This is a genomic window from Sulfitobacter sp. R86518 (assembly GCF_042466275.1).
Taxonomy (GTDB): Bacteria; Pseudomonadota; Alphaproteobacteria; order Rhodobacterales; family Rhodobacteraceae; genus Sulfitobacter; species Sulfitobacter pontiacus.
Map to the genome: position 1 here is coordinate 41,226 of NZ_JAXHCA010000004.1, position 11,834 is coordinate 53,059.

An 11,834-nucleotide genomic window follows, 5' to 3' on the forward strand; every position below is an offset into this window, starting at 1 on the left:
TGAAATTGGGGCTGTTTGTCAATCGTCGTCGGGTTGCGGTGTCAGGACCAGCCATCCGTCTTCCAGACGGCGGGGCGCAGGCGAAATCGTCGCTGTGTCCGTGGCGGGTTGTGGGCTCAGCTCTTGCCAGGCTCCGGCGGTATGCGCGGTCGCCGTCAGCCAGGACCAATTGCCACCGGCAGAGGCCGAAGCCGTCGCGGGGATCGGCATCTGCACCCGTTCATCGTCAAACAGAACCGGCCCGGTTTGGATGGTCAGTGCCATGGTTTCCAGTGCCGGGCCAACCATCTCCGAGGCCAGCCGCTTGCGCGCGCGCGGAACCAGGCCAGAGGTCACATGCAGCGCACCCCTTGGATCCATCAGCACCGTTCCGGTGAAGGATCCGGTTGTGTCCAACTGGCCGCCACTGGCTTGGGGTGTAGGTGCCGGTGTCACCTGCGGCCAGGACCCGGCACCTTGCTGCGTGACGTAACTGCTTGCAGGCGCGCGCGGGGCCTGGGGCGCAATCGCCGAACTGTAGTCATCGTCGGGGAAAAACGCGGCCACGCCATCGCGGCGCAATTCCGGCGCACCAAGGCGCAGATCGAAGGATGTGTTTTCAACGCCGCCGCTGTTGAATTTCAGCGTCAGATCGGTGCTGTCCTGCGGGTTTGCAAAGATCTGTTCATAGGATTGGTCGGTCATCGGCAGCCCGCGCAGCTGAAGCTGCAGATTGATCCGCACGACCGCGACGGGGTCTCCGGCCAATGGGCTGGTGGCGGCGATCTGGTCATCGCCCAGATCCATCGACCAAGAAGCCTGATCCAGCGTGTCCATCAGATCCTGCAACGCCGCCGCCGCGTCACTGCGCGCCAGCAGATCCGTCACCAAGCCCGCCAAGTGGGGATTGCTGATTGTTTCGGGTTGTGTGCCTTGACCGGGCACATTCCCCGCCCCGCCCGGGGCCGGAACCCATTCCAGAGTTTGAACAGCGCTCGACGCGATAAAGCCGCGCAGACTGCCCAAGGCGTGCCCGTCCTGATCATAAACGCTCAGGGTTTGGTCGGCATGGTTCGGCAGCAGCCAGCCACAGATCGGCGAGGTTCCAGGGTTCAGATCGACTTCGATACTGTCATCGGTCGCATCCAGCCAGCGGATGTCCAGACGGGCGCCCTGCATCAGCCGTGGCGGAGCGGTGATCAGCCCTTGGTCGTAAGTATCCACACCATCCACAGGCGTCAGGGCCGGTGGCAGAATGGGTTTGAGGTTGCTGCTCTGCCCGGCACCGGAATTGTTGGCGGAATTGAGGTTCAGGGTCAGCCCGAAGCTGTCCCGGATCTGCAGGTCGTTGACGCTCCAGAAGCCGGTGCGCACCGGGAAGAAGTAGGGCGTCATGACCGATGTGGCCGGGTCAGGCGATCCATCAAGCGAGGGCACCGGCGCCCCGTAGCGCTTATGCCCGGCATGATCGGCAATATCCGCGCCGGGGGCCACATTAACATCCTGATCCCGCATTGTCAGCCAGCCGTTCAACCCGGTCAGAGTTTGGGATACAAGCGGCCAGTCCCCGATCTCGTCGCGGATCGAGGCGGGCATATCAGCCCCCATAGGCTCTGTCCCATATTGCTCCATCTGCCCCGACAGGGTGCGCAACACGCTTGGAGTCAGAAAGGCGCGCCGCGTGATGCCCACGCCATAGCTGCTTTGCAGTGCCGTGTTCGTGCCGTCCATCGCGCCGCCGATCCAAACGTAGTCATCGCCGTCGAATTGCCACGCCCCCATGTCGGGCAGGTAATTGCCATCCGCATCCGTGGTGACGTTGCCGTTGCTGTCGCGCTGGCATGCATAATTGAATGTCATGCTCCAATCGAGATAAAGCGGCTGCCAGGGCTGAGCGTAGCTCGAAGCCTCCGGGACGCTGCCGATCTGGGTCAACTGCGCGGCGGCCTGCGTTTCGACAGCATCGGGCAAGGCATCCCCACCGCCGGGCAATTGCCCGACCGCGGTGCTGGCTGTGCTGCAAATCAGGGCGCGCGATGGGGCCGGTGGGATCGAACCGCCGCCTGCCACGACAAGCGCGGGATCTTTGGCGGCGAAATAACTCGGCCTCGGGATCGCACGCAGCTGATAACCCGACACGCCCAACGTCTGTTGGGCATAGGTTTGCGTAGCGGTGCCATCATCCGGCCCGCTGGTGGGCGGCAGACCTGTGGCCAGCGCCCGCACGGTATTCGCCTGGCTTTCAACCTCGGCCAAGTAAGTGGCAACCGGCTGGCTCTGCGTCTGCCCGTCAGGTATGGTCAGCTTGGCAAGCGCATCCTGAAACACGTCAAAGGCGGGATTTCCCGAGGGCGGATAGGTCCGCAGATAGACCATGTACCAGATCGCGTATTGCATCCACCAAAGGCTATAAAGCCGACTTTGCATGGAATGCAGAACCTCTCGCGCCTCGTCCAATTGCCGCTGGCTTTGCTGCAGCGTTCCTAGCGCGCTTTGCTGGGCGGCGCTCAGGGGGTCCGGTTTGGCATCGGGTTCGGGGATCAATTCCCAATCATAGCCACCCTGATAGCTTTCGTAGCCCGCCCGTTTGATCCGCTCGCGCAGCAGCTGCCGCCCCGAAGCGGTGTCCAGCTCGTCCAGCGCATGATATTGCGCCGCTTCCAGCGCCACACCCACGGCGACAGCCTGTTCTTTTGTATATCCCAAGCCAAGATTTGGGTCCGCCATGATATGACCGACCAGTTCGGATATCGCCTCGGCCGAAGAGTTGGCCATCGCCACCTTGATATTGGTCGCGATATCGGTCGAGGAATGATACCAGCCCAGACCCTGCGGCATGGGGGTTTGTTCCGAGCCATTCCAGGTCACATCGGTGACCGCAGCCTGAACCAAGGTGCGTGTTGGTGCAGTGGCGGTTGCATCAGGCAGAACCCAGCCCAGCGGATTGGCCACCTGCACCGCGCTGATCCCGTCCGGCAGGTCTAGTCCCTGTTCCTGCGCCAATGTCGCGACATCCACCGTGCTCCAGTCCGCACCATCGGGATTATCGGGCGAGAGCGGGTCGCCGTCGGGATCAGAGATCCAACCCAGCACAAGATAGCTCAGGCTGGCCTCCTGATCCGCTGGAAGGTCACTCAAATCGTCGTGAAACCCAAAGACATTGCCCACGCCCGGCGAGAAACTGGCAAAGCTGACATCGCCCGGGCCGATGGCGCGCAGGAACAATTCGGGATTTTCAGCAATTGTGCCGACGTTCACTGCATCGGCATAATCCGACAGGCTTCGCGACAGCCCCATCATTGAGGCGGCGACGATGGCGGGTCCGGGAATTGTCGTGTTGGGATTGCGCGCAAGATCGCCAAAAGGATTGACAAAGGGACTTGCACCATCGGCATTGAACTCGTCGCTGGTCAGCACCCAGGCTTTGGTTGCGGGTGGTTCCTGCGCGGCGCTGTCACCGGTGCCTTCCTGAATGCGCACCACCAGATACCGGTTCGGCACAACTCGAAAATGCGAAGTCGAGGCGGTTTCGTTGTTGATGGCCCCCTCTGTCAGGTCGCTGGGCCGCAGGGATTGCGCAAAGGCCCGCGGCAGCGCCCAGTGGAGGTGCACTCCGGCACTGGGTGGTGTTTCATTGGACGGGTTGAACGGCGCCGGGACGGGTGACTGGAAGTCATTGAGATTGTTGTAGATCAGCGTCTCGCGCTCCCAGAACATCTCGGAATTCTGCGTGGTGGTGACCTGCGCTTTGACCTGCATCGGCACCACAAGGGTCGATGCCGCATCGAAATTCCCGAGCCCGCTCATGCGTCGTCCTCCGAGTAGGATGTTCGAAACACCATGCGTTCTGGCACGGCGATGGTTTGCAGGGCGAATGTGCCCGGCCCGTTGGGGACACCTGCGGCAAAGGCCGACGCCAGCGCCGGTGCAGCACCGATATCCGCGACAAGTTGCGCGACATCCAGAATACGGCTCTCCGGGTCAATCTGTGCCGTGACATAGGCGTCCGACCCGATTTCCTGCCCGGGGTCCTCGTCTGTCATGGACCGCAAAAAGACCTGGTTGTTACTTTCGGTGCCGTTGTGCAGCCCTTCGCGGGGCTCTTCGACCTCGATCCAATCAGGCACGCGGTCAAACATGGCCAGCATGATGGAGGGCGCCAGGCGGGTCATCCGGGTGATCCGCGCGCGGTCGGCGCGTTGACCGGCATTGGGCGCGTGGTCCGAGGCAGGATCGGGCAAGTCTGCGCCATGAAAGGCCTGGATCTGCAGGTGCGGCCAGCCTGATACGGCGGCCGACCGGATCAGGCAACCGGCCTGCGGTGTCCCGGGGTCAGGTACATTTCCGACCGCAATGCCCAGTAAGCCTGCACGCCGCTCGGCCGCGCGCGTCTCGATCTTGGGCAGCAGCGCCCGAAACAAACGTCCCCGCAGCGCAGCTACCTGCGAACCGGCACCCCCGATCGACAAAGCGCCATAAAGCGCCGCGATCCGCCAATTGCGGTCGATGTAAAAGCAGCGCAGGCTTTCGGGCGGCAAGAGGCGATGATCGGGCACAAGCCGGTTGAAGGGCACGCCCTCAAACAGCCACAGCCGTGACAGGAAGCCCAGAATTGGAGCAGCGGTCTCGTCCACCCATTCCGCCAGCACGCCCTGAACCCCTGTGGTTTCAAGCGCCGCACTGATAACGGCTTTGTCCAACCCTTGCGGCGGCAGGTTGCGATGCAGCGTGGACTCGCTGGACACCCCGGTGGCCGCACCCAGCCCGGCGCCGATCCTGGGCAAAGCATCGACCAAGCCCTCGAAAGCCACGCGACTTGCCGGCGGCGCATTCAGCATCGCCTGCACCTGCGTCTTTGACATCGCTGCAAGGTCCGTGCCTTGTATCTGTGCCAGATCGACCATGCGGTTCAGCAACCGCAATCCCACACGTTGCCATCGCGATAGAGCCGAGGAAAAAGCCTTTGACGACAAGCCCATCAGCCGACCGGTTTCGAAGGCCGCAGCATAGGACATATCGAAAAGAGCCCGCGTGTCGTCATAAATCGCCAATTGCGCGCTGGTTTGTGGCAATAGCGAAAACGCGGGCAATTGTGCCGGCAGAGCGGCCACAAACGGGCCTCGATACCATGCGAAGGTCGTCTCGCCCTGACGGGTGCGATAGCTGAGCGGGACATAGCTGCCCCCCAACGCGTTGCTCGCATAACTCATTGCATCGGTATCGCTGGTTGGCGCGACGTTCGGGGGCGGTGTGATGCGCAACCACAGATCATCGCCCGGACGCGGCTCCAACCCTTGCATCAGGTCGGCAAAGCTCTGCCCGCCGCCATGCAGGCTGTCAAAGCTCCACGCTGCCAGCGACACCAGCCGGACGCGTTCATATCCCTGCGGCGCAACCGGCGCATCACCGGTCAGATACTGGGTGAACCCTTCGAGCGAGACCAGATGCACGATATTCGTGGACACGTCGGCATTCGATGCTGGGCTCTGCGGAAAGCGATGCGTGTTCAGGACGGCATGCACCCGCGTGGCGGGCGCATCCTCGACGGGTTGACCGCTGATATCGGCGTCGCGAGGCCCGCCCGCAGCCTTGTCTCTTATATCTGTCGCGCGCAGCGCGCCGAGGCTTTGCAGCGTGGTCTTGACCGGCATGACGGTGGCAAAGGTCTGCGGCGTGATATCGACCACCGTGACCGGGGCGGCCGGATCCTCGTACGCCGCCAGACTGGGATCACTGGTCAGCGTCCCGGTTTCGGGCGATTGCAGGTCGCCCACCGTGATCGTCGTGGAACCTGTACCAAAGCTGGGTGCGTTGACATTTGACCCGATTGTCGGGGCCAGCACTTCGTCCTGGGTCAGCACGATAAGCGCCATCCACGGCGCATCATTTTTGCCATTCCAGACCGCGCGTTCCCAAGGGATCGCAGGATGCGTCAAAAGCACTTGCGGCAGGGCGGTTGCAAAGACGCCCTGCGCGTTGGCCGGCGGAAAGCGATGCGCCACCTCGTCTGAATTCAAAGAGAACCGCGGCCCATCGGCCACAAAGGTCTGCGTTTTGGTCTGGGCCGGAATATCGACATCGTCGCTGGCATCCGGTGTCGTCGCTTTCAGCGACTGGCTGACCACCAGTTTGTAGGTTCCAGCGGGTAGTTTCGGCAGGATCGGATCCACAAAGCGCATCTCTCCGGGACGGAGGGCCGGGCTATCGCCAAGATCGGCGGCGACCGATATCGGTTTGGAAAACATTGCTTATCCTTTGGTTTCGTTACACGCTGCCGCGCATCGGGCTGGCATTGAATACCTCTTGCGGGGCGGCGGCCATTGCGGCCAGAGATCCATTCGAAACGGCATTCACGGTCAAAGCGGCCAGCGCGTCAAATACTGCGTCGCGTTCCGATTGCGCGCTGGTGCCATTGATCTCGGCAATCTCGGTGATGGTATCCGCACTGGGGATCGGGCCGCCATCGGCCGGTTGTGCCCCCTGATCAGGGTTCAAAACCAGAAGCGTCCCGTCCTCCCCTCCGGCGACATCATGACGCCGCAACGCAGCTGCCGCCGGAAAGGACGGCGGGCCCGACGGCCGATTGGTATGAGACAGGCGCAATACGCCCGTGCCCGTCAGGCAATCAGCGATCGTTGCGGGATCGGTGGGTGGATCATTGGTGGGCGGCGACCAGATCGCCAAAGGCATATCGCCATATTCCGGCGTGACGTGCCAATCCGCCGCGATCATTGGGGCGTCATTGATATCAAGCACCGCCAACATCTGATTGGCCTCGGTGATCGTCGCCTGCATCGGCAGAAGTCCGGTGGCCACATCGCAGGTTGTGACCGCGACCGGCCCTGAAGTGCCATCGACGAATGATATTTCCGTCAATGGCAGAGCGGTTGCAATCCGAGCCGAGAAAAACGGCGGGCGAACGCGCCAAGCCGGTTCACCGCTGCCGAGGGTGACAAAGTCAATCAAGCCCGACTGCACGCTCATCTGGATCAGATCGGCGCCATCCTCGGCAGCCGAGCTGGGATCGGGCGTTTCGGGCGTGGCCGCGGCCATCACCGCCGAAGTCGGAGCCAGCGGCACCGCAAGTTTGGCGGCAGGCACCGGGTCCGGCGCAGCCGGTGGCGGCAACAGGCCCGCGAACGTGTCCCAATCCTGCGGTTCCGTAGCACCATCGCTGCGCGCGGCTCCGAAAGAGATCGGCAGGCTGATGAACCAGAAATCCAGCGCCACCTCGCCACCGAATTCCGGCGACCAAAGATCGAACGTCCCCGAGGCTTCCAGCCCAACGCTGCAGGAGGCTCCAAACAGGCTGACGGTATAGCGGCAGCCTGCGCTGACAGCCATATGGGCGTCAAAATAGAAAGGTTGCCAATACATGATCAGATCAGCACTGCCCGAGAACCAGAGCTCTGCGCCTAATTCGCTGGCCGACACATCAAGATTGCCACCCGCCATGATGTTCGATGGCGTCAGAGCCATATAAAGCGAGCCTGACAGCGACACCAGCTTGCCAATGCTGGCCGACACGCCGAGCCGGTCAAGCTTGGGGTAGTAGTCAGGCACTTCGACCTGAGCACTGTAACCGCCCAGAGAAATGACGAAATCTCCACCTTGGGCGCTGTCTCCCCACCAGGCATCCATGGCAAAGCCGCCCGAGATCGAGAATTTCGGATCGATCACATAGCTGTTGGGCGATAGCGCGGCTTCGACCAGCAGAGCGTCATTGCCCATGTCCAGCGCAACCTCAATGCCCAGCTCCCCATAGGCAAACTTGACGGATGTCTCCTTGGGCGTGCTCAGGACGGATAGACCGATCAGGCCGATTTCAAAGCTGTTGCCGAATTCGACATTCATCACAGCATTGGTGTTGACCACCTCATAGGTGGTCCATTGCAATCCGCCGGCCAGCCAGTAGGTGCCGCGCTCCGGCGTTATGTAGTCCTCCATCATCTGAAGCGTTTCGGTGGCCGTGGGGGTCGGCGTCTGACCCATGACACTGACCAGCGGATAGGCATCCACCTTGTCGATGGTCGGCAGCGTCAGGCTGCGGTTATAACCAAATCCCGCCGACAGTCCGTTGATGAAGAAGGCCGGAATGCCGCCCATAGGCACGTTGACCATGCCAAAGACAAAGAGCGAAGGTGACCCGTCGACGGTTGTATAGGATCCGCTGGCCGAAACACTGACCCGCCACATCTGGATCAGGGCTGTTCCCTCATAGACCGGTGGCAGGTCATCGCCGGGATCGGAATAGCTCAATGCCGCCGAAAGATTGATGGGCCCCTCCTTGAAGGTGACGCCGATCCCGTCGAGGCCCAGATTATACGTGCTTAGATCCGTGAGCGTGGTGAACGGGAGGCCCAAAGACAGGTGCAACAACTCGATGCTGAGCCCGGCGGCCGAGATCCCGCCATCAACCCCGAAGGTGGCCGTGTAGTCGGCCTGCGTCCAGCCGACGCCTAACTGTTCGCAGAAAAGCGGCCCAAACTTTGCCTGCACGGGAAACCAGACCATATCGGTAGGCAGATCATTCGCGTCATAGAGCTGAATGGCGATGGTGCCGTCGGTCATGTATGACCCTGAAGCCGAAAACGCCGGGTTGACCGCATTGGTGCTGGTCGCGCTTGCGCCGCCGCCAGTTCCGGTTCCAGAGCTGACATTGTCAGCCGCCACCGCGTTGTTGCCCTCGCTCGAAGCCTGACCGAATTCGGTGCCAAGAGGCACGCCGATCCCGTCAAAGCGCACCGCGCCGCCAAGATCCCAGTTAAAGGCATCATCGGCACCGGGATCCCAATCAACACTGGCCGCGCCCCGCAATTCGATGCCTTGCATCACGAAACCGTAGATTTTGATCAGAGGATCGCTCTGCGTGCCAATATAGTCGATGCCCACGGAACTGAGCGCAACCCCGAGATGAAAGCTGTAACTGTCCGCCGCGGTGTCCTTTCGCAGCAGGGTCGCGGTGAGACCGGGGATCGTGATTTCAGGCGTCTTTGTTGTGTTGGACCCTTCGGAGCGGGCGATCCAGCTGTCGTTGTATTCATCCTCCGACGTCAGCCACTTGCCGAATTGCAGCGTCAGTTTCGGAGTCGTACCAGTGTCTGCGGTCGCGCTGGCCTTGGGCGCGCTCTCCGTTGTCGAGGGCGCCTTGCCAAGAGCGAAATCAGGCAGGCGCAGGTTCAGCCCGAAATCAGTATAGGCATCGCCGCCTGCGTCCGTTCCCTCCACCGCAACCACATAGATGCCTCCGCCTTCAATGGTGATGATCGGGTCGGTTTGGGCGAGGTTGCTTAGAACATTGGTCACCAGATCCAACGCAATGTTCAACGCGCTTTTGTCGAGGAACCGGTCGGAAAATTCACTCTTGGTCAATACGGTATAGGCCGTGTCCCCGGCACCATCGAGCAAGGTAAGCCAGTCACAAAGCACATTGCCGGGCGTGGCAGAAGTGCTTTGGCTGATCGGATTGCGCAGGAAGTCATTGACCTGCGATTGGGCGAGGATGTTGTTGACGAAACTGACCGCCGCGCTGGCAAAGAAGTCCTGCGCGCTTGTGAAGGTCTTGACGATCTTGCCATCCTGATCGAGGTAATTCGCGCTGAGGCTCTGACTGGAGCCATCGCCAAAGCTCAGCTGCCCCAACACCTGCACCGCAGAAAAGGTGACGGACCCGTCCGTTTGCGGCGTGGGGGACTGCACCGTCGCGGAAAACTGGATTGGATCAACGCTGTCCGCGCCATCCGCGCGCCCCAACGCCGCGGCGCCACCGCTGAGTGCATTCAACGCAACCATGGGGAGATAGGCGTCAAAAGCGACGGCGTAATCGCCCAGGGTAATATCCTTGCGCAGGCCTGCGCCCACCAGGCCCGAAGTCGCGCTATCCCCATCTGCGTCATAATTCGCGTCAGGTTTCGTGGTGACCAGATAGACACCGCTTGGCGACCCCTTGAAGGCGATGGGATACCAATTCAGCCCAACGCCACCGGCGCTGGAACCAGCCAGTGCCGGTGGGACGTCATCTGCAGGCCCCATGATCAGATCGACCAGGGTCAGAACTTCGGAGGGGCGAAAGGGAATGCCGTCAATATTGCGCGTGCCGTCGTGTTCCCAGGGGTTCAGGAACCATTCGTCCTGCAGTACCACCTGATTCTGACTATCAGTAACCAGCAGATTGACCAATTCGCCGATATCGAGAACCCAAGGGTTCAGAGACGATGCATCAAAGCTTAAAGACATTTCACGCCCTCAACTGCCGTTCCGGTGTGGTGGCAATTTCAATTTTAGGTAGAACTATTTATCACTATACATCCGAAAAGGATTCCGACAAGGCATTCGTCCGAATAAAGAAAACGCCTAATCTATACCACGAGTGTTCGATGATATGAATTTTGATGGATTGCCCTTTTGGCAGCGAGAGATACAGGCAAGCGTGTCATCCGTAACGATTTCATTTTCTGGGCCGAAGGTCTTGAGCCCAAAACATCCTGTGACCGGCATCACTATCTGGCACCGCTTTGGAAACGCTAAGTGGCTGGCGGCCCGTCAGGAATACCGTTGGCGGCGCGGACATAACGATAGAGGGTTGGCTTCGGAATACCCATTGTACGGCATATCTTGACTATGGGCATTTCGCGCTCGTTCTCGTTGTCGAGTTTGACAGCGCGGGCGCGGTGCCGCTGTCGGCAGGGGGATTGACGCCGTCGTTGACTGGGTATCATTCACCACGAAATCCGAGGCCCGTTCAATTTGAAAGAATTGAAAATCTATGGTGTTAAGAATGCCCCAACTGGGAAAAAGTTACCATGATCCGTTTAGGAATGTTGCGTTTGCAGGGAGGCTACAGCTAACTACTCCAAGTTGTAGATCTGGTGACCGTAAGGCCCGCGATCTACGATGTTTTATTGCGCAAGTTAAAAAAGTTCGCTTGCCCAAAGCTTTTTGGAATGGGTCTGACAGTCATGAAATTTTCATTCGCATATTTGGTTGCGGTAATTCCTGGTCTTGCATCCCGAAGTGGGCGGGCCTGTCAGCACGCTGCTCTGATACCCAAGGTGATGCGGTCCTGCCTCCCGGCGCTTTTGGGTCTGATGCTGTGGTTCGCGGCGGCGGCCCCTGCGCAGGCGCAATACAACAATTGTCCTGATCTCAATAACCTACCAGCAGGCGGCGTTGTCTGGTTGGACCTGACACTTAACCAATGCTCCAACCCTGAGCCGCCGCTTTCTTCGGACGTGATTACGATCGAGTACAACTCCGGCGCCGGGACATACCGTGTGGCCTACTTTTCAGCCTCCCCATCCAATCCCCAATCTTTTGGGACCGTCGTATTCGCAGGTATACCCCTCACTGATGGTGTTTTTTCACCTAGCGTCTCTTGCCCATCCGGTTGTAGCATTTCGGGCACCTACGGCGGGTCACCCATCAGCGCAACAGTATCCGGCACTTCGGTCGGGCCATCCGCCCCCGCCAATACCGCACCCACCGCAGCGGCGGGTCCGGATCAGGAGGTCGCCGCCGCCGCCACCGTTACGCTCGATGGCAGCAGCTCGGAGGCAAATGATGCCGGACAGACCCTGAGCTTTGCCTGGACCCAGACCGGCGGCACCGCTGTCACCCTCACCGGGGACACCAGCGCCAGCCCCAGCTTTACCGCCCCGAGCCTTGCCGTGGGCGCCGCCGATCTGGTGCTGACCTTTGATCTGGTGGTCAATGACGGGATCGATCCCTCAACCGCCGACAGCGTCACCGTGACCGTCACCGCCCCGGCCAATACCGCACCCACCGCAGCGGCGGGCCCGGATCAGGAGGTCGCCGCCGCCGCCACCGTTACGCTCGATGGCAGCAGCTCGGAGGCA

Annotated in this window: 4 protein-coding genes; 1 reads left to right on the forward strand and 3 read right to left on the reverse strand. The window is 60.8% G+C overall.

The genetic code is table 11. The features are described from left to right. Positions 1 to 18 precede the first annotated feature (18 nt). From SJY36_RS00735 to SJY36_RS00745, 3 genes are read right to left on the reverse strand one after another with little or no spacing between them, the layout of a single operon-like run. A complete protein-coding gene (locus SJY36_RS00735) occupies positions 19 to 3,786 on the reverse strand; it encodes a hypothetical protein (RefSeq protein ID WP_342580239.1) in 3,768 nt (1,255 codons plus the stop codon). Continuing rightward, entirely contained in the window at positions 3,783 to 6,224 is a 2,442-nt protein-coding gene (locus SJY36_RS00740) for a hypothetical protein (protein WP_386172438.1), read from the reverse strand. Before SJY36_RS00740 ends, SJY36_RS00735 begins: the two co-directional genes overlap by 4 nt. A gap of 19 nt (positions 6,225 to 6,243) precedes the next feature. Then, entirely contained in the window at positions 6,244 to 10,215 is a 3,972-nt protein-coding gene (locus SJY36_RS00745; protein ID WP_342580237.1) for a DUF6603 domain-containing protein, read from the reverse strand. An 818-nt stretch (positions 10,216 to 11,033) separates the two neighbouring features. Here SJY36_RS00745 and SJY36_RS00750 point away from each other — a divergent pair. Next, positions 11,034 to 11,834 (forward strand): hypothetical protein (locus SJY36_RS00750; protein ID WP_386172442.1); only part of this gene is annotated, 801 nt, incomplete at its 3' end.

Excerpts from the sequence above, each read along its gene's own strand:
- SJY36_RS00740 (WP_386172438.1), bottom strand. The coding sequence starts at position 6,224 with ATGTTTTCCAAACCGATATCGGTCGCCGCCGATCTTGGCGATAGCCCG.
- SJY36_RS00745 (WP_342580237.1), bottom strand. The coding sequence starts at position 10,215 with ATGTCTTTAAGCTTTGATGCATCGTCTCTGAACCCTTGGGTTCTCGAT.
- SJY36_RS00735 (WP_342580239.1), bottom strand. The coding sequence starts at position 3,786 with ATGAGCGGGCTCGGGAATTTCGATGCGGCATCGACCCTTGTGGTGCCG.